This window comes from Pyrinomonadaceae bacterium (assembly GCA_036277115.1).
In the GTDB taxonomy this organism is placed as follows: Bacteria; Acidobacteriota; Blastocatellia; order Pyrinomonadales; family Pyrinomonadaceae; genus UBA11740.
Genome location: DASUNM010000023.1, coordinates 58,218 through 82,289, shown reverse-complemented (window position 1 = coordinate 82,289; position 24,072 = coordinate 58,218). Strand labels below are relative to the sequence as shown.

The 24,072-nt window shown below is 56.7% G+C and carries 12 protein-coding genes; 10 read left to right on the top strand and 2 right to left on the bottom strand.

Features of this window, described 5'->3' with window-relative positions; genetic code table 11:
* Positions 1-132: 132 nt before the first annotated feature.
* The 9 genes from lptD (at position 133) to VFX97_07305 (ending at position 17,533) form a co-directional block, all read left to right on the top strand.
* Positions 133-2,646 carry an LPS assembly protein LptD gene (gene lptD, locus VFX97_07345; GenBank protein ID HEX5702998.1) on the top strand — a complete coding sequence of 838 codons (2,514 nt, stop codon included), beginning with the start codon at positions 133-135 and terminating at the stop codon, positions 2,644-2,646.
* A 175-nt stretch (positions 2,647-2,821) separates the two neighbouring features.
* Positions 2,822-5,356, top strand: coding sequence for a hypothetical protein (locus VFX97_07340; GenBank protein ID HEX5702997.1), 2,535 nt, complete (start codon positions 2,822-2,824; stop codon positions 5,354-5,356).
* 264 nt (positions 5,357-5,620) lie between these two features.
* Positions 5,621-8,473 carry a TIGR03118 family protein gene (locus VFX97_07335; protein ID HEX5702996.1) on the top strand — a complete coding sequence of 951 codons (2,853 nt, stop codon included), beginning with the start codon at positions 5,621-5,623 and terminating at the stop codon, positions 8,471-8,473.
* Between the two features lie 210 nt (positions 8,474-8,683).
* Entirely contained in the window at positions 8,684-10,000 is a 1,317-nt protein-coding gene (locus VFX97_07330; GenBank protein HEX5702995.1) for an ABC transporter ATP-binding protein, read from the top strand.
* Positions 10,001-10,078: 78 nt separating this feature from the next.
* Complete coding sequence (locus VFX97_07325) at positions 10,079-10,873, top strand: hypothetical protein (protein ID HEX5702994.1); 795 nt, start codon at positions 10,079-10,081, stop codon at positions 10,871-10,873.
* Entirely contained in the window at positions 10,873-12,225 is a 1,353-nt protein-coding gene (locus VFX97_07320) for a methyltransferase domain-containing protein (GenBank protein HEX5702993.1), read from the top strand. Before VFX97_07325 ends, VFX97_07320 begins: the two co-directional genes overlap by 1 nt.
* Before the next feature lie 14 nt (positions 12,226-12,239).
* Positions 12,240-14,516 carry a TIGR03118 family protein gene (locus VFX97_07315; GenBank protein ID HEX5702992.1) on the top strand — a complete coding sequence of 759 codons (2,277 nt, stop codon included), beginning with the start codon at positions 12,240-12,242 and terminating at the stop codon, positions 14,514-14,516.
* Between the two features lie 9 nt (positions 14,517-14,525).
* Positions 14,526-15,575 carry a glycosyltransferase family 4 protein gene (locus tag VFX97_07310; GenBank protein ID HEX5702991.1) on the top strand — a complete coding sequence of 350 codons (1,050 nt, stop codon included), beginning with the start codon at positions 14,526-14,528 and terminating at the stop codon, positions 15,573-15,575.
* A gap of 8 nt (positions 15,576-15,583) precedes the next feature.
* Entirely contained in the window at positions 15,584-17,533 is a 1,950-nt protein-coding gene (locus VFX97_07305) for a hypothetical protein (protein HEX5702990.1), read from the top strand.
* On the opposite strand, the gene VFX97_07300 is transcribed toward VFX97_07305, so the two are convergent.
* On the bottom strand, positions 17,530-20,064 hold the full coding sequence (locus VFX97_07300; GenBank protein HEX5702989.1) for a hypothetical protein: 2,535 nt from the start codon (positions 20,062-20,064) through the stop codon (positions 17,530-17,532). The genes VFX97_07305 and VFX97_07300 overlap by 4 nt on opposite strands.
* Positions 20,065-20,083: 19 nt before the next feature.
* Positions 20,084-22,969 carry a DUF4214 domain-containing protein gene (locus tag VFX97_07295; protein HEX5702988.1) on the bottom strand — a complete coding sequence of 962 codons (2,886 nt, stop codon included), beginning with the start codon at positions 22,967-22,969 and terminating at the stop codon, positions 20,084-20,086.
* A 253-nt stretch (positions 22,970-23,222) separates the two neighbouring features.
* On the opposite strand from VFX97_07295, the gene VFX97_07290 reads away from it, so the two are divergent.
* Entirely contained in the window at positions 23,223-24,053 is an 831-nt protein-coding gene (locus VFX97_07290; protein ID HEX5702987.1) for a glycosyltransferase family 2 protein, read from the top strand.
* Positions 24,054-24,072: the final 19 nt, after the last annotated feature.

Genomic DNA, 24,072 nt, shown 5'->3' with positions numbered 1-24,072 from the left:
CTAGTGCTGCCGTAAACAAAGAACGAAACTTTCTTTCATCGTTTGTGGTTCGGTTAGTTGAGAATAAAGATCCAAGAGACGAACGGTGCGCTAAGCCCTCACCCCGACCCTCTCCCACAGGGAGAGGGCGATGTGCTGCTGCGAAGCTCGCGCGTACTGACCATTCTCTCATGCCTCTTGCTGGCGCTTTTTGTCGTCACGCGCGTTGCAGCGCAACAACCCAATCCGGTCGATCGCAAAGTCGAGAACCCGATTACCGACACGCCGAACGTAAATCCTTTGCAACAGGATCAACCGATCCGGCCGACGGTGACCGCTCAGCAGCCAGGCGCGCAGAGCACGGAATCGCTCAGCGTCGTTTGTAACCGGGAAAGCATTTCCGGGCCGGCAGAAAATCGGGTGTCGATTTGCGAAGGCAACGTTGACGCCCGCATCGGCACGTATCGCTTGCAAGCCGACAAAGTAACTGTCTACGACGCGACGAACAAAGTAATCGCGGAAGGCAACGTAGTTTTCGATCAGGGCGATCAGCAGCGCATCACCGGCAGTCACGCGGAATGGAATTACCGGACGAAGACAGGCTTCTTCGTCAACTCGACCGGCTATACGAACCAGACGCAAGACGGCACGCGCATGTACTTCACGGCCGATCGTGTCGAGAAGGTCAACCTGACGACCATTGTCGTCATTAACGGCGAAATCACCGCCTGCGACGAAGAAGTTCCGAAGTGGAGCTTTCGCGCAAAGAGAGCCACGATCAAGACGGGCGATCGAGTGCGGATTAAGTCGGCGTCGTTTCGCATCAAGCGCCTGCCGGTGATCTTCATGCCCTACGTGTCGATTTCGATCAAGCATCGCGATCGATCTTCCGGATTCTTAACCCCGACCTTCAGCGCGTCGGGAGAAAAAGGCTTTCGAATTTCTGAGGCTTACTACCTGACGCTCGGCCGGTCGGCTGATTTCACTCTGCGCGGAGACTTGTATTCGAAGCGCGGTTACGGAATCGGTGGCGACCTGCGGACGCGAGCCAACTCGCGCTCGTTCATGAACCTCGGATTTTTCATCGTTAAAGATCGCGTGCTCGGGCCGAAAGAAGACGCGGATCATCCGGATGAGGGCGGCTCGAGCTTCTACGTCGACGCGGTGCACTACTTTCCCAATGGCTTCCTGGCGGCGGCCGACGTGAATATCACTTCGAACCTGGCGTTCCGGCAGAGGTTTTCGGACACGATTCAGAAAGCGATTTCACCGGAAGAGCGTTCGCAGGTTTTCATCAACAAGAACTACAACGCGTACAGCCTGAACTTTCGGATGAATTCGCAAGCAACCTCGCTTCAGAATTCCCAGATTCGTCTTCGTCAACTGCCCAGTCTTAATTTCGATCGCCGTCCATCGATTGTGCGCTGGCTGAAGGAGCTGCCCGTATATCTGTCGTGGGAGAGTGGCGTCGAAGGCGTCAGCCGCAAAGAAACCGCGGGTGACCTTGCCCTCTTCCGCGATGAGGTGGGTCGCGATCCAATCTTCACTCCGTCGATTGTGCAGCGTTTTGATTTTCATCCCGTCGTTTCGGTGCCATTGACGTTTGCGGGCTGGTCCGTGACCGCAACGGCCGGCGTGCGCGGCACTTATTATTCCAATTCATTCGACCCGGTGACGCAGTTGGTGACGCCTCGCGACGTCGTGCGCGGTTACGGCGAATTTGAATTAGACGTGCGGCCGCCGGCGCTCGCCCGCAACTTCCGCCGCGACGACGGCTCAGTTCGCTTTCGTCACGTGATCGAGCCGTACATCACTTATCGTCGCATTGCAGGCATCGATGATTTTCACCGGATCATTCGTTTCGATTATGTCGATGCGATCGCTAACACGAACGAGATTGAGTTCGGCTTAACCAATCGTTTCTTCACGCGTCGCTCCACGGAAAGTGTCGGGCCGACCGCAGCGCGACTCGCGCGCGAGAAGAAAGACTCGCTGGCGACCCAGCCCTACGAAGCGTTGACCATCACCTTACGCGGAAAGTATTTCTTCGATCGGTTCTTTGGCGGCGCGCTAATTCCCGGACAGCGCAATCAGTTCTATCCGATCGACACATTCTCGGCTTTTAGCTATGGCGCGGTGCCGCGGCGCTTCTCGCCCCTGAACATCGACGTGCGTTATCGGCCGACACAGCACACGTTCGCTGACTTTCGCAGCGACATCGACACGCGCGGCGGCGGGCTGCGGGCGATGGCGGCTACGGTGGGCTTCAATCGCACGGCTATCATCGAAGCGTTTTCAACTTTCTACTACACGCGTGCGGTTGAACTGGTGCCGTCGCTCAGGCAGTTTGCAAACCCGCAGGGCGCTGAGCCGGGAACATTGCGGGGCTCACAATGGAGCCCGTCTGTATTTTTTGGTGATCGTGAAAATGGATTATTCGGCGGTCTCTCACTGTTCTTCGATTTTCAGAAGCATCCGTTCGCCGGCGAGCGCGCGCTGGTCAGCTCGACCGCGACGCTCGGTTACACATGGAAGTGCTGCGCCGTCACCATGCAGTACTTCACCTTCAATCTGGCATTGCGGAGCGAGAACCGCATGGTCTTCGCCTTCCGCCTCAACGGCCTCGGCACTTTCGGGACTGAGCAGATTGGCCAGGGATTCAGGTAAATCCGGTAAACCGCGGCGGTTTTTCGCGCATCCGAAGCGTGAGGACTTGGATCAAGGCTCGCTTGCTGTCACGCGGCCTAACCATTACAATGGCGCACTCTGACCGTTAGTACACTGCGGTTTCTAATTTTGGCTCAATCCCCGGTGAGCAACTGATTATTTCGTTGGTATCTTCATGCTGAGACTTCTATTTGCCATTTTGTGTGCCGCAGCCGCGTGCATGCTGGTTGCGGGCGCGCTTTCTTCGGCCCAAACAACCGCTACCACTCCCGACGCATTTGTCGCGCAGGTCACCAGCGCGAACGGCAATTCGTTCGCGACAGACATTTCGGCCAACGGACGATTTGTCGTGTTTGAATCTGTTGCCGACGCGTCGACACTTAAGCCGGGACAGACTGGGGCCACCAAGAGCCCGGCTAACACCGACGGGAACAGCGAGATTTTCCTGTATGACTACGCTCAGCGGCGAATTTTTCAACTGACGAACACGCGAAGTGTGCTGAATCCCGCGGGCAGTCCGTCGCCTTCTCCTAGTCCGAGTCCAAGCCCGTCCGTCAGCCCGTCGCCGACGGCCAGTCCGACGCCAACTCCGATCGACCCCACCAGTATTAAGATCGAAATCACGAACCGCCGGCCGATGATCAGTGCTGAGCCGGTGCTCTCGGCGGGTAACCGAACGTACACGATTGTGTTCAGCTCGAATGCACCCGTGACGCCTGCTCTGTTTGACGGGACGGACCCGGGCGCGCCGACGAACACGGACATGAATACCGAGATCTGGACCTACCAGTTCACCGTTCCTGATGCAGTGAATTTGGCTGAAGGTGCGGACCTCGCATTTCAGGACTTGAGCACGGGAACGTTTACTCGAGTGACGAATACGCCTGCCAGTCGCGCGCCGCTGCCGGGTTCAGCTAATCCGAATTGTCCACTAGGCGTATGTGCTCCTTTCTACGCCGACGATAACCTCGACGCCACAATCAGCGATGCCGGCGATGTGATTGCGTTCGTTTCGACTCGCGATCTTGTGCCGCCCGGTAATGTCGATACGGGCCAAATCCCGAATCCTGAAATCTTTCTCTTCAATCGCGGCACAGGTATTTTCACGCAAGCCACGAGCACGATAACGACAGATAATGCGTCCCCGATCCGCAACGGGAACGCGAACATTGCGGGTAGTGGCGGCGCTTTTACGCTCGCTTTTTCATCGAACGCCAACTTGACAGCGAACAATGACGACGGCGGGGGTAAAGGTAACAGTGAGATCTACCTCGCCACTTATAACGGCGCAGCGATCGTCGCCGGCAGTCTGCGCCAGGTAACCAAGACAAGAAACACGAGTGCGGTTTTGTTTACGCTCGGCAGACGCTTGAGTCGCGATGGGCGATACATTGTCTTCGCGTCGCTGGCAGATGATCCCAAGGCGAATAGCGCGACCAACAAAGACTTCTTCGCGGCTTTCGTCTATGACAGCCTGAGCGATACATTTGCGCAGGTGGGACCACGCTCTACGTCAGCGCTCGAGATAACCGTCACCCACTTCCCGGGATTCACCGACTATACCGGCACCAGTCCGGGAACAGTCGTGTTCAGTTCAGCCCTTAACTTCAAAAGCGACGGCACGTTCCCGACAAGCGATCAGGACCTCACGGGAATGAATCCCGGACGCGTGACGCAGCTATTCGCGACGTCACTGCCGGCGCAGACAGCCGGTCCGTTTACCCGATTAACCAACATCACCTCAACTAACGTGCTTGCACCGTTGAACTCTTTGCCGAGCAATTCACGACGGCGCGTGGCGTTCACCTACGGCGGCGCTGAATTGGGTGGCGGTAACGGAGATTTCTCGGCTGAGGTTTACTACAATCTGGTGCCGCTTGCGACCACGGATTCATCGGCGACGATTTCAGTACTCACGGGCGCGAGTCTCGCTCCCGTCGCTTCTCCATCGCCGACTGCCAGTCCCAGCGGTAGTCCTTCGCCTTCACCGAGTCCCAGCCCCACTGGAAGTCCGGCGGCCGGACCACTGGTTGCGCCGGGATTGGCCGCGGGCGAGTTGGCCCGGATCACTTCAAGTGCGAGCCTCGCGCCTGCAGCCGGGGCAACGGTAAACGCATCAGTGACGAGTTTCGGGCCGGCCTTGCCGGTCGAGCTTAAAGGCGTGTCGGTTTCAATCAGGGGCGCCGCCGCCGGAATTTATTCAGTGAGTTCGTCCGCGATTTCGTTTGTGGTGCCGCGCGGTCTTCCCGCCGGCGTCTATCCGATCGTCATCAACAACAATGGCACTGTGATTCGGGGCAACATTGCGATTGTCGCCGCGCAGCCTGACATTGAAACAACTACGAATGGCCCCAACGGCCGCGCCGTGATTTGTAACGTTACAAATCCGGCGGTATCCGGATGCCAGATGGAACCATTCAACGTCACTTCGCCAAACGCCAGCGGGTCTCCGGTGCCGACAGTACTTGAGTTGCATCTGACCGGAGTGCGCGCCACCACGGCCAGCCTTATCAGTGTGATTATTGGGACCACCCCGATTGTGGCCACATCGAACGTACCAACGGACCAGCCCGGCTTTGATCTGGTAACGTTCACGCTGCCGTCAACAGTCGATCGCGGTGATAATCTTCCCGTCGTTGTACGAGTGGGCGCAGCAACCAGCCGGCCCACGCCGGGTGATAGTCCGCCACTGGTGAAGATCAATCCCTAATCGTTAATGGACTCTCGGTTCGACTTAAAGCTCGCGCGATGAAAACTTGCGCGGGCTTTTCTGTTTTCAGTTCGACATCAGAGGTTTGAGAAGGCCGTTCAACAAATTGACGGAATTACTTGACAGGGTTGAATGTTCGAGCATAAAGTTTCGCGCATTCGGCTTTATTGAGGTTCAGTAAAATTAGCGACGGGAGTTCTCTCCTGTCAGAAATAATCCCCCCATTTTCTGCGTCACGTCCAAACTACTCAGGAGGAACTGTCCATGCGCGAAATTCGTCGGGCTGCACGTCGTCCCTACATTCTGATCGGCCTAATACTGGCCGGCTCATTGACGTTAATGCTGTCTTCTTCGCGGCTTAACCGCCGGGTGACTGCGCAACAGCCAGATATTCCCGTTATCGCTCCTGGTTCAGCCTACCGGCTGACGACGCTCGTCTCGGACGTGCCTGGCTATGCGCCCGTCCTCGACCCGTTGCTCGTCAACCCGTGGGGCATTTCGCTGACTGCGAGTAGCCCCTTCTGGGTCGCCAACAACGGGACGAGTACGACGCAACTCATTCGCGGCGACCAACCTTCGGGCGCGCCCGTAACGCTCAACCCAAGTCCGCAGACCGTGACCATCCCCGGTGGCCTGCCGACGGGGACAGTTGCCAACCCGGTCGCTACAGAGTTCGTTTTGCCCGGGCCTTGCGCCAGCGCGCCGTGCGGGGCGAATTTCCTCTTCGCCTCGATCACCGGCAATATCACGGGCTGGGACCCGAACGCGCCGGCCGCCAGTTCGGTAACCGCCGTCACCGCGGCCAGTCACCCCGGTCATGTCTACACGGGTCTGGCCTACGCCAACAACGGCTCGGGCAACTTCCTTTATGCGGCCGACTTCGCCAACGGCAAGATTGATGTCTTCAACACTTCGTTCGCTTTGCAGCCCGCGGCCAGCTTCCCCTTCGCCGACCCGACCATCCCGGCGACGATGGGAAACACCTTTCACCCTTTCAACATTCAGGCCATCGGCGGCTCGCTCTATGTCGCCTACGCCAAGGTCGGCCCTGACGGGTTTGACGAGGCGGGTGTCGGCAACGGTTTCGTCCGCCGCTTCAACGCCAACGGCGTCCGCGACCTGACCTTCGGTATCAACAACGGCGCGCTCAACTCACCGTGGGGCGTGACTGTAGCGCCCGCGTCTTTCGGCATCTTCGGGGGCGCACTCCTCGTCGGCAACTTCGGCGAGGGCAACCCGTCCATCCATGCCTACAACCCGACGACCGGCGCCTTTCTCGGCACGCTCCAGGACGAGTCGGGCAACGGCATCGTCATCGACGAGCTGTGGGATTTGAAGTTCGGTAATGGTGGAAGTGGCGGCAACGTGGATACGCTCTACTTCGCCGCCGGCATCGGCGAGGAGCAGCATGGCGTCTTTGGCAAGCTCAACCCGACGACCGCCTCGGCCACCTCGCTCATCCAGTTCGCCGACACCGAATTCGCCATCGACGAGGGCTCCGGCCACATTGATGTGACGGTGACGCGCACGGGCGACGTGTCGGGCACGGCTACGATCAACTACAACACCTTCGACTTTTTTGCGGCCCCGTCACCGACGCCGACGCCGTCACCGACCCCGACGCCCGCACCAGACATAAACGCCAATCAGAAGAGTGACTACGAGATCGCGCTCGGCACGCTCACCTTCGCTCCGGGCGAAACCTCGAAGACCTTCCGCCTCCTGCTCGTCAACGACACGCGCGACGAAATTGACGAGATTATCCACCTCCAACTCTCGAACCCGACGGGCGCGGGTGTTGGACTGGGAAGCCCGAACACGGCCGAGATCACCATCCTCGACAACGATATTGGCTTGCCCGCTAGTAACGTCATCGACGGCTCAGCCTTCTTCGTCCGCCAGCACTACCTGGACTTTCTCAATCGCGAGCCCGATGCGGCTGGGCTCGCCTTCTGGACCAACGAGATCGAGTCATGCGGCGCGTCTGCACAGTGCCGTGAGGTGAAGAGAATTCACGTCTCGGCAGCCTTCTTCCTCTCTCTCGAGTTTCAACGTACAGGGTACCTCGCTTATCTGACGCACCGCGTGGCTTTTGGCGCAAACGCTTCAGGCTCGCCCGCGCCAGTCCTCTACGGTGACTTCATGCGCGACACGCAGGCGCTTCAGCGGGATTACATTTTCGGCGCGCCTGACGATGATGAGGTGCTCGAAGCGAACAAGGTCGCGTATTTCAACCAGTTCGTGACGCGTCCCCAGTTCGTCGCTGCTTATCCGTCGACGCTGACGAACGAGCAATACGTGGACAACCTGCTCGCCTCGGCGGGACTTTCGCCGAGCCAGGTAAGACTCTTCGTTCTGCAGATGACGAACGCGCAGGAGCCTGGAACGGTGACCCCGACAACCACGACGGGCGCGGCGCGACCCATATCGTCCGGCACGGCGCGGCTTCAGTTCAACAGCGCCCAGACCGCGCTGACGGTGACGGGGACAGTCAACAACATCGACTTCACCGGCGCGCAGACCGCTGACACCAACGACAACCTGACCGCGGCGCACATCCATGCGGGCGCGGCGGTCGCGCCTGGCGTCAACGGCCCCGTGGTCTGGGGATTCATCGGCACGCCCTTTAACGACAACAATCCGAACGACGCGGTGGTGACGCCCTTCGCTCCCGGCGTCGGCGGCACGTTCAGAGGTAAATGGGATGCGCCGGAAGGCAACACCACGACGCTCGCCGCGCAGCTCAGTAACCTCCGTGAGGGGCGCGCCTACCTCAACTTCCACACGACACAGTTCCCGGGGGGCGAGATCCGCGGCAACTTCCCCGCGGCCGACGCCTTCCGCAACTCACTCGTGGCAGGGTTGAACGGCGCTACTTTGACGCGCGCGCAAGTGCTTCGCGCCGTAGCCGAGGCCGAAGAGATGCAGACACGCGAATTCAACACGGCCTTCGTTGCGATGCAGTACTTCGGTTACCTGCGCCGCGACCCGGACACCGCTGGATTCAACTTCTGGCTCAATAAGTTGAATTCGTTCAATGGCGACTTCATCAAGGCTGAGATGGTCAAGGCCTTTATCTCGTCGGCCGAGTACCGCCAGCGCTTCGGCCCAAGCTAAACAGCAAGGGAAAAGAGCTATGGGCCAGGGGTGGGAGAAAATCCTACTCCTGGCCCTTTCTCTTTGGTTGTTGACATTCCGCTTAGCGCCCGGAAATTGCGGTCAGTCTTTGCTGCCTAGCTTTTAGCTCCGGGTTCTTGCCCTTCGCCCGTTTGCCTTCTGCGCCTCGCCCTTACCGCTTTGCCGGTCACTTCTGCTAAATTCCACCATGTGAATTTGGCCCTCCGCGTCGAAAATCTTTCCAAGCAATATCGCATCTATGCGAAGCCGATCGACCGCCTGAAAGAGTCGCTCACGCGCGGACGTCTTAAGCGCCATCAGGAGTTCTGGGCACTGCAAGACGTCAGCTTCGAAATTGAAAAGGGAACCACAACCGGAATCATCGGACCGAACGGCAGCGGTAAATCGACGCTGTTACAGATCATCACCGGCACGCTCGAGCCGACGCACGGCAGCGTCCACTACGACGGACGGATCGCCGCGCTGCTCGAGTTGGGTGCCGGTTTTAATCCTGAGTTCACGGGCATTGAGAACATCTTCATGAATTCGTCGCTCATGGGTTTCTCACGCTCTCAGACCGAAAAGCTGCTGCCGGAAATCGAGCGCTTCGCCGAAATTGGCGACTTCGTTCATCAACCCGTCAAAACGTATTCCAGCGGCATGTACGTGCGGCTCGCGTTTGCCATTGCGGCCACCATCGAACCGGATGTTCTCCTGGTGGACGAAGCGCTGGCGGTGGGTGATTCCGTTTTTCAGAATCGCTGCCTGCGCCGCATCGACGAATTGCAGGAGCGCGGCACCACCGTGTTATTCGTTTCGCATGATCTGGCAGCCGTACGAGCGCTGTGCTCGCGCGCCATCCTGATGAATCATGGGAAGATAATCGCCGACGGGGCGCCGCCTGACGTACTGAACCTCTACCAGAAGATCATTATGGACCGCGAGCTCGCTTTCGACGCCGAAACAGAGCGCACGACTGACGCCGAGCTCGCGGAACTTCAAATTTTTGAGCCGCCTGCTTATACCTATCGTCATGGAAATCACGCCGCTGAACTGGTCGCTGCCGAACTGAAGGACGCAAATCACCGGCGCGTCGAAATCGTTGAGACAGGAGCTGCCGTCACGATGCGCATCGTGGCTCGGGCAAATCGCCACATAGATAATCCGGTCATCGGCTTCCTGATTCGCAACCGGCACGGCATCAGCGCCTTTGGCACCAATACGGAGGAGCAGCAGATCGAGTTTGGCGCAATCCAACGTGGCGACGCGCTCGAGGTGAAGTTCGCTTTCAACTGTTGGCTGGGTGTGGATCAGTATTCGATCTCCTGCGCCATTCACAGCCGGGACGGCGAGGCATATGATTGGATGGACGGTGTAATTTTCTTTCGCGTAACCAGTGCGATATTGACTGAAGGCGTCGCCAATCTGAATGCGACCGCAACCGCGCGGCGAATCGAACAGGGCAGTTCGAAAACGCTCGACGCTCACCAACTTGATTCGGCTGCCGAACCCGTGACGGCCGTCTGAGCATATGGAGTTGGCTCGACGTTCTTATCGCTTTGTTGCCTGCAAGCGCTTCGAAGTTTTGCGTCACCTATTGAAAACATGAGCAGCGACGTGGAAACCATCCTTAATGAGATTCGCGAGCGCGTTCGGGCTGAAGAGCGTACCGCCGCCACACTTCCGGCAGACGTCACCCAGCCGAAGCCATCACCAAATGGATTGATGGAACCGGCAGTAGCTCGTAATGAAAATCTGGAGCGAGTGGCAGCTGACTTGAGCGTGACCGCGCGGGCCTGGGACCGGCTGCCCCCGGTAGTCAGCAATCGGAGCGGCGCTCTGGCGCGGGCGGAATTGTGGATAAAGAACTCGTTCAAGGGCCTCACGCGGTGGTTTACCTGGGAACAGGTCAACTTTAACGCAGCCGTCCATCACGCCTTGAAGGATATTCTTACTGTGGTCGCGGCGGAGCGCGAACACGCGGCCGCACGCGATCAGAAATTGGAAGCCCTCGAGCGCGAAGTTCACTCGTTGCGCTCGCTACTCGAAAAACAGGCGCCGGAATTAGAGCGGCTGCGTGCAGCTCAGGTAAAGGATCGCACCGAGGTCCAAACTCGATTGACTGAGACTAAGGCCGCGCTGGCGCGCGTCAATGACATGCTGAACGGCCTGGCGCAACAGAGTGCGGAAACTGCCAACACACTGCGCGCGGAGCAGCGCCTGACTGAAACCAGCCTCGCGCAACAGATAGCCGAAACAGCCAACGAACTGCGCGATGAGCAGCGCGTGTTGTTTAAGCAGCTTTCGTTGGAAGTCAGTGAGGCAGCGATCCTCGAGGATCGAGGCCGGCGTGCCCTCGATGCGCGGGTGGAAAAATTGGAGCAGCGAAACTCTGGGTGATGCCAGACCGAGACGACAACCTTTATAACCGCGCCGGCATTTACGACCGCAGCGATTTCTACCGCACTAAATTTGTCTCCGATGAAGTGCTGGATGCGCGCTACTTCAAAGCCCTGGACCGGTTTGATATCCGCTTCGCGCGCACCATGTGGATTTACGACAACGTGCGCGCCGGAGCTTCAGTGCTGGATCTTGGTTGCGGCGCCGGAATGCTCGCGTTGCTGAAACGGAAAGGGGTAAAGCTCACCGGCGTGGACTTGTCTGCTGAATGTTCGCTCGCGGCGCGGCGCAATGGCTACGATGTGACAGTCACAAGTGAACTGATGCGCCTGCCTTTTCCGGAAGATAGTTTTGATTATGTCGTCAGCCTGGATGTCCTGGGCCATGTCGGCTTCGAGGAAAAAGACGCCGTGCTGGCAGAGATCAAACGTGTGCTGCGTCCGGACGGCGTGACGATGCATGGAATTGAGTGCGTCGATCACGCCGCGCAAAGAAATTATGACGAAATGAGCGCCGAGGAACTCAGAAAATTTGTAGATATCGACGGCCACGTTGGCCTCGAGGAAGAACAGGAGCACGGTAAACGCTTTCTCCGCCTGTTCAAGCATGTCGCGTGGGAGCCACGCTACGCCCTCTGTTTGAGTAGTGAAGAATTCATAAAACAGTCCGACAAATACGGACTCAGATTCGAATCAGATTTCCTGGATTACCTGCGCGGGTTGTCGTTCAAGGAACGGCGCGCGTTCGACATGGCCATGGGGTATGTGTTCGGGAAGATTTCCGATCTCGATTTGTCGCTGCCAAAGAGCGGGCTGTATGTTTTTTTGAAGGCGTCTGACAAACCGCTCGGCCGTTTCTACAACGAGCACCGCGATCGACGCGCGCTGTATCCAAAGGCACACACTAACAACGGCGAGAGCCAAACCATCTCACTTGATCGCGATTCGGACGCTCTCTTTGACGACGGTTGGTACGAACCCAACATGCTGCCGCCGGTCGCGCGGTGGATGAGCAAGACCGCTAAGCTGATCTTCTCCGCTCCCGCTGTTTCACTAATTGAATTCGATCTAACTACGCATCTGCCTGAGCTTCGCGCTCGACCGCTGACTCTCGAAGTCCTGCTAAACGGCTTTAGGATTGGGTATCTATCCATATTTCATCAGGGTTGGGTCGAAATGTCTTTGGCTGTTCCTGATGAGCTCTCGAACAGTGCTGCTGACCGCTTCGAGCTCGAGCTGCGCGCAGACCGGACATGGCAACCGCGACCGGGACAGGATGAAACTCGCGATGATCGTGAGTTGTCGGTCGCGGTCTGCAACATAGTTGCCACCACGGCGTCGATCGCCGGTTGAATTTGGGGGATGCAATGGTCAAGAAGGTAAATTTTTATCCGTTCCGATTCACGACAATCAGCCTGGCTTTGATCGCGGCGATTTTCGTCAGTTCTTTCACTTCCGTCGCACAACTCCGAACTGATAAGCGAAATCCTGCCGCCCTTACATTTGGAGTGATCTTTCGTCAAACAAACCTGGTCGCAAATCTTCCGGGCGTGGCCCTGATTGAAGATCGATTGCTTCGGAACCCCTGGGGCGTTTCAGTCGGACCGGATACGCCGTTCTGCGTCGTGAACAACGGGGGTTCGTCTGCGAGTCTTTATGTAGGTGACGTTTCGGGTGGTCCCTTAGTCCCCAATCCGGACCTTCGTTCAATTTCAATTGTTCCGCCAGAGAGTGTCGTTGCAATACCGGTAGCCGCGACTGCGGTGGTCGCGAACACGACCAGCGGGTTCCTCGCGTCGTTGACACCTACGACTCCCGCAGCTCCTGCACGTTTCATTTTTGTGACCCGCAACGGAGCGATTAACGCCTGGCAGCCCGGTATGGGCGACATGGCCACGGTGCAGCGTTTCGTCCCCGGTCATAACTACACGGGTGTGGCAATCACCACCACCGCATCGGGTACGTTTCTGCTGGCCGCTGATTTCACCAACGGCAAGATCGATGTGTTCGATAGTTCGTTCAACCCGGCATCGCTGCCCGGAAATTTCGCCGACCTGACCGTCCCGGGCAGTTTTCGTCCATTCAATATTCAGAATCTTGGCGGCGCGCTTTATGTCACCTACGCCGATTTAACTTCGGCCAGCGGCTATGTGCGTAAATTCGATCTCGACGGAAATCGCATAACCAGTTTCGCGATCGACAACGGGCCACTGGCTGGCCCCTGGGGACTCGCAATTGCACCAGATGGTTCCGGCGGGTTCAGCGGGTTGTTGCTGGTCGGTAATGTAATCAACGTACCCTTCCGCGCCAGCATTAATGCCTTTACGGCTACCGGTGAGCATATCGGCGTCATGAGTGACGCTACCGGGGCCGCATTGCAAATCGACAATCTCCACGGATTCACGTTTGGCAATGGTGTTAACGGTGGTGACGCCAACGTTCTGTATTTCGCCGCAGGAATTTTCGGCCAACGGCACGGGCTCTTCGGATCGCTAAAACCAGTAACCGGGATCCCGCCGACCACGATCAAATTTAGTGCGGCGTCTTACTCTGCTTCCGAAACAGATCCGTTCGTCGACATTACGGTGACTCGTTCGGGCGTCGTCGGCGATCCGGCGACCGTGAATTACGCAACGGTAGACGACAGCGCGCAGCAAGGCCGCGACTACGAAATTGCGCTGGGCAAAATAACTTTCAATCCGGGAGAGACCAGCAAGACATTTCGCGTTCTGATTATCGACGATCATGAGATCGGCGGCGGCACAGCACCTCCTTTGTTTCTCGCACTGAGCAACTCTACCGGAGCAGAGATTGTTGCGCCCTCGGTGGCGACGTTGTCGATAATGGACAACGAGTTTGACACGCCGCGGCAACCGCCCAACACGAACGATGATGCAAGGCTGTTTGTGCGCGAGCACTATCTCGATTTCCTAAATCGCGAACCCGACTCCTCGGGCTGGGATTTTTGGACGAATGAAATCACGTCTTGCTTGACGGAGCAGTGCCGAGAAGTCAAACGGATCAACGTCTCAGCCGCGTTCTTTCTGGCCATAGAATTTCAGCGCACTGGCCCGATCTCGTATCTGGCGAATAAGGCTGCCTTTGGAAACCTTCCGGGGGCGCCCGTGCCCGTCCGGTACGGCCAGTTCATGCGCGACGTGCAGCAGCTTCAGCGCAATCTCATTTTTGATAACGGGAGCTTTGAGACCCAGCTCGCTGCCAACAAGCAGGAGTATTTCAACGACTTTATTGCCCGGCCTGAATTCGTGCATACGTATGCGGCGATGTCCAACGCGCAATACGTTGACCGGTTGATTCAGAACGCGGGTGGCGGCTTTCCTCCGAGCGATCGCGATGCGTGGGTGGCGGGACTGAACGGCGGTACGAAAACACGCGCGACGGTGCTAAGAGAAATATCTGAGAGGGCGTCGTTCAAACAACAAGAGTTCAATAATTTATTTGTACTGATGGAGTACTTCGGCTATCTGCGCAGAAGCCCGGACGACCCGCCCGATAACAACTTTACCGGGTTCAACTCCTGGCTGACCAAGCTAAACTCGTTTAATGGCGACTACATTCGATCGGAAATGGTCAAGGCGTTCATTAGCTCGACAGAATATCGTTCACGTTTTGGCCCGCCCTAAGTTCACTCGATGATTCGAAATGTCCTAATCTGCACGACCCAGGTTCCTTTCACACGCGGTGGCGCAGAAGACCACGTCGAAGGCTTGCGGCGCGCGCTGGTCGCCGCCGGGCACGCGACGGAGGTCGTAGCCCTGCCCTTCAAGTGGTACCCACCGATGGAAATCATGCGCGGCGCCATGGCCTGGCGCATGCTCGATCTGTCGGCCGCGAACGGACGGCCCGTCGATTTAGTGATCGGAATGAAGTTTCCGGCCTACCTCGTGGCGCACCCAAATAAAGTTCTTTGGATTTTGCACCAGCATCGCTCGGCTTATAACCTTTGGGGTACGGCGTTCGACGATCTTTCGACCTTTCCCGAAGGCCCCCGCGTCCGCGAGTGGATCAAACACTGTGACGAGAAACTGATTCCCGACGCGAAAAAGGTTTTCGCCAATTCGCGCACCGTTGCTGACCGCCTGAAGAAATACAACAACCTCGAAAGCGAGGTGCTGTATCATCCGCCGCCATTGGCTGATCGCCTGCGCGCGGGCGAGCAAAGCGATTACCTCTTTTATCCCAGCCGCCTCGAACCACAGAAGCGACAGACCTTGCTGATCGAAGCCATGAAGTATGTAGGCGCGCCCGTCAAGGCAGTTTTTGCCGGCAGCTCAAGCGACGCCTCGCATTACCAGGCGCTGGCCCGTCAACATGGCGTCGCCGATCGAATTTCTTTTCGCGGCTTTGTTTCCGAGGACGATCTGATCGGACTGTATGCGAACTCGCTGGGCGTTTGTTACCTGCCCTTTGATGAAGATTATGGTTACGTAACTTTGCAGGGCATGTTGTCAGCCAAGCCCATGATCGTGACGAGCGACAGCGGCGGCGCGACGGAATTCGTTGAAGATCAAATCACTGGAGGGATCGTGCAACCCGACCCCAAAGCAATCGCTGAAGCAATCGATCAGCTTTACGCCGATCGCAACCGCGCGCGTCTGATGGGCGAAAAAGGGCTGGAAAAAATCTCATCCATGAATCTTGGCTGGTCGAACGTAGTTGATAAGATCATCAGCGCGGCCTGATCCGAAGCTTGCAGACTCAACTTCATCGCTGGCGCGAGGCAAAGTCGATTTGGCGTTACCTTTTCTGTGCCGGACTGATCGCGTTTGCCCTCGCCATTTATTTCTATCGCGTTCCCGCCGATCCACCCGGCTTTTACATCGACGAGTCATCGATCGCTTACAACGCTTACACCATTTCTCAATCCGGACGTGACGAATCCGGCGTGGCCTGGCCGCTCTATTTCCAGGCGTTCGGAGAATTCAAAAATCCGACACTGATCTATCTGCTCGCTCTGGTTTTTAAAGCCACCGGCCCGAGCATGTTTGTGGCGCGCGCGCTTTGCGCCCTATTGGGCGTGACGGCGGCGTTACTTCTGGCGGTGCTCGCCTGGAAAATCTCGGGCCAATTCATGTCCGGAATGATCGTCGGATTGTCCGCAACGCTAACTCCATGGCTTTATGAAAGCAGCCGCTTGGTCTTCGAAGCGGCTGCTTATCCACTGATCGTGGTGGCCTTTCTGCTGGCGTTGAGTCGCGCCACTGTTCGAGTTGCCTGGCGCGCAGGCGACGTGGTTCTTATCGCCGTAACCCTCGCGCTTCTCACCTACAGCTATTCGATTGGCAGGTTGCTCGGCCCGTTGCTGGCGTTAGGTCTCATCTTATTTGCCGGCAAAGGTAACCGGCGCGCGGTCGCGAGCACCCTCGCGGCATATGCAGTAACTCTTTTGCCGATGATGGTCTTTGCGTTCAGGCACCCGGGAGCGTTGTCTGCGCGCTTCAAAACAATCAGTTATCTCGGCGCCAACGAATCGGCGTTCGCAAAGGTTTGGCAGTTCTTCCTTCATTACCTGCAGGACATCAACCCCTGGACGATGCTGGTTCTGGGCGAGAACAATCCACGAGATCACACAAGCGGCATGGGCAGCGTGCTGCTGGTGACGTTTGTGATCGCAGTAGCAGGCTTAGCGATCGTCATTACTACGCTGCGTCGCGACGCGTGGTGGAGGTTCATTGTTTATGCGCTGTTCGTTTCAGTCGTGCCCGCCGCGCTGACCGTAAATGAGTTTCCGCAGCTCCGGCTGGTTGCCTTTCCGGTGTTTCTGCATGTGTTGATGGTGCCGGCACTCAAACGCTTATCATCCGGCGCAAATGCGAAAGACAGCGCGCACAGCATCGCGGCAAAGGGAAGGTTGCAACCGTCATTACTGGTGGCCACAGTTGCGCTCATTGTTCTTCAGGGGCTGTACTTTCAATTTCTGTTTCATCGTGAGTCCCCGTCGCGCTGGTATTTCATGGACGCGCGGTTCGCGCGCAAGGTCCTGACCCCGGCGCTCGCGTTGCATCGTGACCGCATTTACTTGTTTGATCCGCCCGGCGAATCCGGTTACATCCAGTCGCTTTGGCACGGCCTCCTGACCGATGTTGATGCGGGCAGGTTTGTTCGCGCGGACCGCCGCGAGCTCATACCGGCGGACAGTGTGGTGATAAGCACTGAGAGAACATGTGACAGTTGTCGCTTGCTGGCGCGCAGTTTGAACTACATTGTCTACGTAGTCCTGCCTTCGAACGCTGAACCGAAAGTTGCCGCATTGCCTCGCGAAGCATTTCGCGCCCAAATTGCTCTGAGACACACGCCGAAGATCCTGCAAACTGGTAGTGGCGAAACTCTGCGGGTTACGGTGAAGAACACAAGCGACGCGCCGTGGTCATGCGTGGGCGATAGTCAGGGTCGGCATGCGGTGGTGGTGCGTGCGCGTTGGCTTATACCTGACGGCACGTTTCTTTCGGACGCGGGCAGGACTGAGCTGAATTACGATTTGGAACCCGGAGACGTAAACGACGTCGATTTGCCGGTCACTTCGCCGCCGTTGGGCGCATCGCTTCTGGAAATTGATCTCGTGCAGGAACCGAACAATTGGTTTTCGCAGAACGGCTCCCAGCCTTTGCGTCTGCCAATGCAAAGCCTGTCTCGGAATTAATTTACGGGCCGTGATTTGTATTCGGATGATTCCAGAAATGCACGGCTCAGGCTGCGACGGTCACCCGTCCGATCAAGAACTGAAAGCCAGTAGTTAAATCCACTCAAATCCTTGTCCGGCGGGTCACCGGGATTTCGACCCAAGTAACCAAAGAAATGCGCCAGCACATACGCCGAGTTATATTCGCGCGTTCGGAAACGTTCATCTTCAATAAATCGGAGCAGTACCGATGCGCGAGTGTCTGCTCCGGAGTCCAATCGGTTTACTAGTTGGTCCCGCGCAGCCCCACCCAATTGTTCATTAGTATTCCGCAGCAGCATATCGACAAACTCTGCGTTTGACCTGGATTCGTAAAGTGTTTTGAACTCGGCACCTTGCATCCACTCGTTCAACAGAGATGTCTGGTTGGCGCTCAATTGGCTTTCCCCGTTCGGGGAGCCAACAAACACTCCTTGACCGAGCTTCTTCATGGCCGCCATGAATTCGTCGCGGCGCGGCAGCCGCGCGTACGAAGTCTTGTAAAGTCGATAAACGAAAAAGCTTGTGCGTGGAAATTCGATTAGCAGCGCATACGGGTCTTTATCAATGCGCGACGCAAGTTCGCGCGGCTCAGGTCTTGTGAACGCAGGCGAGGATTGAAAGGCACTGCGCGTGTCATAGATAGTAATTGACCGGGAGCGATAGAAGACCGAAAAGTGACGGTCGAAAAAAGCCGAGTCCGCTTTCATGTCGGCGCGTTCCGCATCGCCCAGGTAGACATAATCGATCCGATAATAGCGAAGCAATTCGGCGGCATCTTCAGCGCCCGCATAAATTCGTCGCACGTCCGCTTCGCGGTCCTGAAAATTGTAGCCGTGGCTCCAGAGCCAGTCAGTCACACCGCGCACGACGGGGCGGCCCGCGAGACTCAAGACTGGTTGATGAAACGTGGGCGCGGCGAGAAACAGCGCGCGCGGGGCCGTGTGTTCGCGGACATAAGCAGCCGCTTGTGCCTGTTCAGCGGTAAACATCATCTCTCGCTCGATCATCCCACGACGCACCGCGAGGACGCCTGACGCCATGCTTACTACCAGTGTGATTGCGACGAGCGGTGCCAGCCATCTCTTTCTGGACAAGCGCGCCAGCCACATGCCGATCAGCACGCACGTCGGCGCGTACCACACATACATCAGCTTCAGGTTGTCGTAATCGTTCGGCGAAAGCACAAACAGCACGGTGACGAGCATTAAACCTGCAAACGCCAAATAGAACCGGCGCCAGTGCAGCGGAGCGGTAAAGTATGCAAAAAACAGCAGCAATAAAGGCGCGCCGAGGTTGCGCAGCCAGTAAATGATTTGGATTGGTTCGTCGCGTCCCAGCCAGCCGGGCTGGAACCGCAGGAAACCGCCGCCGGTAGCGTGCCTAACGGCAGTGATAAGAAACGGAAGGCCCATCAAGATTGCGGGAACGAAAAAGGCAAACCAAATGCGCCGCGGTTTCAGTGCGAACAGCGCCAGCGCGACAATCGCGACAGCAATCAAAATGTGTGGCTGCACATATGCAATCGCGCCCGCCAACAAACCGGTAGCGCTAAGCAGAACGATTGTGCGCGACTTCGGCTCGTTCGATTTATTTTCCGCAAGTCTCTGCCAAATAATCGCCAGGGTCGTGAGTACTATCAGCGCCAGCGGCAGGGCGTAAAGACTAGTGCGCTGTGGCGCGAGCATGTCTGCGATGATATTTACCCAATGCAGGCCGTGCGCGGGTGAATTGCAATAGTTGTCAGCCGGATGCGACAGCGCGGCGAATAAGCCGTGGCCGCTGGCACGCCAATCGCGGAAAAAATAGATGAAACCCAATCCGCCATTGAAGAGGAGCAGAAAAGTTGCGATGACTGCCGCGCGTACCGATTGCGCCAGACGCAGCGCAAAAAAATAGAAGAGTCCGGCAATTGCCAACGCTAAAGGAATCGCAGTCACTATGAATGCCGCGCGAATACCCCAGCCCGCGGCCATCAACATTGCCGCGTGAAAGTCCGGCAGCGGTGGATACAGCAGCGGCTCAGGAGGGAGCAGCGGATAGACAGGTGGAAAGTTTTCGCCGTAGGCGAACGATGATGCAATCGCGGCGTGAAAGCTCAGGTCGTAGAGGCTCGAGCCACCAGAATAAACTCCGTCCACGTCGCGCGCGAACATTTGCGCGGAAAAAACTTTCCAAAAGATTGGCGCGAGGACCACCAGCACAAACGCCAAACCGGTGTGTTCGCGACGCCACGAGAATCCGCGCTCAAAGTGCGTCCGAAGTGATCTAATCTTCGTGAAAGAAAGAGCGAGTGCGACGAACCAACCCACGACCGTCGCAGCGATAATGAGTGAAAAGCTCAGTCTGCCGATCGCTCGAGCCGCCAAATACGTGAGTGCCACTGACAACACCCAGCCAATAACCAGTCCGGAGAGGATCTGTTGAGGAAGACTGAAATGCTCGCTCGCCAGCCTGCGCACGATAGCGAATCCTGTTAACCAGGAGCCGGCGAGTAAGAGGATTCCCAGCATTCAGTTGCCCGCGGAAACGTTATTTCTTTTGATGGAGCTTTTCGTATTCAAACGAAGCCTTGAAAGCTACCGAGAGACGCGAAATGTCGCCTGATCGCTCGACGGCGTTTAGCCAATGACGCATTCCATTTAAGTTGCCGTCCGGCAAGTCGTCGGGATTGCGCCGCAGGTAGCCAAAGTAATGCAGTACCACCAGTGAACGATGGTGTTCCTTGCGCTTGAAACTCTCGTTTTGCACTACGCGCAGCAGGACGTCCGCACGGTTGAGCTGGCCCTGAGATAATGACTGACTGAGCGTATTGCGCTCCTGCTGATCCGGGGACACTCCGGCGTTTCGGAAGAGCTGATCAACAAAGTCTTCATTAGTCAGTTGATTGTACTTGCTCTTGAAGGCGGGTCGTTCGATCCACGTCGCCGCAAAGTCGCGCAGATTTTGCTCGAGCTGCCGTTGGTCTTCTTCTCCAAACACAACGCCGGCGGACATTCGCTTTGCGTCTTCGAGAAATTCTTTATAACGCGGCAGCGTCTGGGTTGAGACCAGGTGGATTCGATACAGTGTTTGCATCCACTCGCGATGTTGACCCAGCATGTTGACTGGGTCGTTTGAAATAAGAGCCGCCCATTCATTCAGTTTCAACGCAAAAGGTAACTCCGCCTCACTCTTTATCTCCGGTTCAGTTTTAACTACGGCATAAAGATCATCGCCGGCTCCATACCGCTTGATGAAACGCAGACGGCCGGTTGCCACACCGATGGATAGAAACGCCTCGTAAACCGGCCGGCGTTCCGGTTCAATCAGCGGGCTATGGATCACCAGATATGAAGTGGGTACCTTTTCCATTGCGTCCAGTAATTTCCCGGGGATAGGGGCGGCTTTCGACATGCTCTCAATCTCCCAGGCATGCTGTGGAACAAAGGTTGAGATCGCATTGATGAGTGGCTTTTCATGATCCGCGGCCCGAAGCATGTAAAGATGGGGCAGGATGCCGTTTCCCGTTGGCAGCTCAACCAAACCACCGCGCATGGGCGTCTGCTTCAGGCGGAGCGTCAATTCGTCCGGGTAGGCAGCTCCGCGAAAAAGGGGCAGTGGCGCCGCGCGCAGTTCGAAGAGCAGGGCGATAACGATAACGCAAAGGACCATTGCGGGCCGAACGTGTTGGCGACGACGCGCAAGGGCATGCGCGATTTTCATGCTACCCACGCCCGCCAACACGGCCAGGCCGAGACTCGCCATCATCGCGGCGCGTGAGGGTTCGCGCATTCCGCGGAAAAGAAATACCAGGTCATACAGGATTCGATAGAACCAGGAGTTGGTTCCGAGGGACATCAAGAAACCTGTGGTCGCCCAAATCGCACCCAGCCACAAAGCGTCACCATTTCGCGCCTCGCGAATGTGTTCGATCAGGTTTCCTGCGCCAGTGGCGCGCCTTAGCCATCCGGGGTACGCAAATGAAAATCTCGCAATCACGGCCACAGCGAAAACAAACCGCAGTTGATCCAGCGGCCCGCTTAGGTACTTCCCCGAAATCGCGCCCCCCGAACCTCCAGTCCAGTCGAAAAGAAAAAGCACGATCGCCGCAATCACCGAGATCCAAATGGCAAGGGAGGCTATTACCAATATCCCCCGGCGCCACAGTGGTTCTGTTCGTTCGGGCCGGGTGAGATGATTGATTAGGCTCTTAGCGCCTGTCACTCGCCTTAGGAATGCCGGGTACCTAATCAAAGAGCGCACTAAGACTGCGGCTACCAGAACATAGATCGATCGGTAAAGCGTGGCCCCTGCGAAAAATCGTCCGAGGAATGGATGGGATGTGGACCCCGCCCACCCCAGTGAAAGCACGACAAAGATCGCACCGACGATTGCGACCGCGTCAAGCGCCACAACCCATTTGACAGGTCCGTGGTCCTCGTCACTTTTACGAGCGGTCGTAGTTTCTGCTTCCGAGTTGCGCAGCGAAGAACCCCCCCACGCAGGCAGAAACAAAGCGGCCAGGGCGAGCAAGGGGGCGAGCAGACCCGGAAACAATTTCGGACCGCCTCCCGGCACGTTGTCCCCCAAGCCTTTCCAAAGCAGGTTGCGGTATTCGGCGACCACCCAGCGAAGTGCAGTCGGTGAAGTTCTGGCAACTACTTCCGGTCCCCAACTGAATCCATATGTCTTGCTGACGCGAAGATACGGCAGCATGAAGGGGAGAAGCGCCAGCCCCGATGCACCCGCAGCGACTACACCGCGTAACCAAAATTTTCGGTCACGCAAGAGTTGGTAACGAATGAGCAGGAATGCCAAAGACAACACGAGCGGGACTGACGACAAGACGAGCCAGGATAAGCAGGACAGCCCGTTCATCGTAAAAGCGATGCCCAGCCAGACCGCGCGCTTGCGGCTGCGCTCACGCGCGAAAAGAATGAGCGCCTCGAGGGTCAGCGGTATCCAGCCGGCAAAAACGTAATGCACCTGCGAGAGAAGATGAAAACGATAAGGAAGGAAAGCGAAAAATATGCCGGCGATCCACGCCGCGCCCGTCGATCCCGTCAAGGTTCGGGTCAAGCGAAATGCCCCGTAACCGCAAAAAGCGAAACCCAGAAATGTGGCAATACTGTTTACCGTCAGCGGTTGAAAACCGAGCGCGAAGAGCGGAAAGAACAACAGAGCGATGCCGTAGTCGTTCTCACTAAAAGCCAGCGTCTGGCGCAGGGGATAGAAGATATTTGCATCGAAGAGATGCAACGGTGAGGTGAACGTCTGGTGGTAATCCCACCAGAGTACCCATGAAAGCAGATACGGATCACCCGGATCAGCGCAGGCATCGCGCAGCCGCGTTACCCATGGCCAGGTCATCAGGCTCGTGAGGGCCAGGAAACCTGCGATAATAAATCCTTCGCGCGCGTACTTGTTGCCCGCCAAGCGTTGACTTATTCTCCTTAACGTTGTCTTTCTTCCCGAGTGCTCATTCGAGTGTTGAGTCTCAGTTGACGCTGACGTTATCATTTTGGCCAGGCTGTTATTTGCTTTCCTTGATTAAGGTTAAGTCAGGCATTGTGTTGATCGGCATGACTGGATGTCAAATCAATTAGGGATGAATCTCACTCAGGTTAGGGCGCCCGACTTTGATCGTTTGATCATTCGCACCACCTTAACGTTTTAGAAACGCAAGCCTATGCTCAACGGGAAAAAAATCATTATCGTGATGCCCGCTTTTAATGCCGCGCGGACACTGGAAAGGACTTATCACGACCTCCCGTTTGATCTCGTCGATGAAGTTCTGTTGGTCGATGATGCCAGTCAGGATACGACGGTTGAATTATCGCGGCTTCTCGGCCTGACAACTTTTGTGCATGAGAAGAATCTGGGTTACGGAAAAAATCAGAAGACGTGTTATCGCGAGGCCCTGGCGCGGGGCGCCGATATCGTGGTTATGGTCCACCCTGATTACCAGTATTCGCCAAAACTCGTAACGCCGCTCGTGGGAATGATCGCTTTCGGTGAGTACGACGTGGTGCTGGCTTCACGTATTTTAGGTAACGGCGCGCTTGAAGGGGGCATGCCCGTTTACAAGTATGTCGCGAACCGCTTTTTGACTGCCTTTCAGAATCTGCTGATCGGACAAAAGCTGTCGGAGTACCACACTGGCTACCGGGCCTTCTCGCGCCAGGTTTTGGAGTCATTACCACTGGAAGAAAACACGAACGATTTTCTGTTTGATAACGAAGTGCTGGCCCAGGTTATTTACTTCCGGTTCAGAATTGGTGAGATTTCGTGCCCGACGAGATACTTCGAGGAAGCCTCTTCTATAAATTTCACGCGCAGCGTCACCTACGGGTTGGGGGTTCTGGTCACCTCAATTAAGTTCCGTTTGGAAAGGATGGGCTTAGGATCATTTCGAATATTTGCAGCAGGTGGGAAGAAACTCTCGTCCAGTCCTGGTGAAGTGGCGAGTGCCAAGGCAATCCCTGATCTGATGGTCTCTCAGGCTACGAATAGCCGTTAATTTCTTCCGAACGGGTCGT

Excerpts from the sequence above, each read along its gene's own strand:
- VFX97_07300 (HEX5702989.1), bottom strand. The coding sequence starts at position 20,064 with ATGCTGGGAATCCTCTTACTCGCCGGCTCCTGGTTAACAGGATTCGCT.
- VFX97_07340 (HEX5702997.1), top strand. The coding sequence starts at position 2,822 with ATGCTGAGACTTCTATTTGCCATTTTGTGTGCCGCAGCCGCGTGCATG.
- VFX97_07320 (HEX5702993.1), top strand. The coding sequence starts at position 10,873 with ATGCCAGACCGAGACGACAACCTTTATAACCGCGCCGGCATTTACGAC.
- VFX97_07315 (HEX5702992.1), top strand. The coding sequence starts at position 12,240 with ATGGTCAAGAAGGTAAATTTTTATCCGTTCCGATTCACGACAATCAGC.
- VFX97_07290 (HEX5702987.1), top strand. The coding sequence starts at position 23,223 with ATGCTCAACGGGAAAAAAATCATTATCGTGATGCCCGCTTTTAATGCC.
- VFX97_07325 (HEX5702994.1), top strand. The coding sequence starts at position 10,079 with ATGAGCAGCGACGTGGAAACCATCCTTAATGAGATTCGCGAGCGCGTT.
- VFX97_07310 (HEX5702991.1), top strand. The coding sequence starts at position 14,526 with ATGATTCGAAATGTCCTAATCTGCACGACCCAGGTTCCTTTCACACGC.
- VFX97_07335 (HEX5702996.1), top strand. The coding sequence starts at position 5,621 with ATGCGCGAAATTCGTCGGGCTGCACGTCGTCCCTACATTCTGATCGGC.